Source organism: Aeromicrobium phragmitis, from assembly GCF_003674095.1.
Classification (GTDB): domain Bacteria; phylum Actinomycetota; class Actinomycetes; order Propionibacteriales; family Nocardioidaceae; genus Aeromicrobium; species Aeromicrobium phragmitis.
The window spans coordinates 1-283 of sequence record NZ_RDBF01000307.1 but is presented as its reverse complement, the minus strand read 5'-3'; the positions used below and the strand labels follow the sequence as shown (position 1 = coordinate 283).

General features: G+C 68.9%; 1 protein-coding gene. It reads right to left on the bottom strand.

Annotation, left to right across the window (positions count from 1 at the left end; all coding sequences use genetic code 11):
* A partial coding sequence (locus D9V41_RS18215; RefSeq protein ID WP_166376141.1) for a DUF6049 family protein occupies positions 1–283 on the bottom strand: 283 nt, incomplete at both ends.

Here is a 283-nt window from a genome sequence, read left to right as displayed (position 1 = left end):
TGACCCCGACCTCAGCGAGCGGCACTTCCAGGTCGAAGGAGGCTGACTCGCCGGGCTCCAGGTCCCCGACCTCGTCGAACAGCCCCGGTGTGATGATCCGGTCGCCGATGTACGTCGTGTCGTCGGTCGCGACCGCCTCGACCTGGTCGCGTGTGGTGAACGGCGAGCGCGCCATCACGAGATAGGCCTGAACGGCCGTCCACTCCGACGTGCCCGTGTTCTCGATCGTCCCCGACAGCTGGATCGTGGCGTCAGGGTCGAGGCGGGCGGGGCTGAGGGCGTC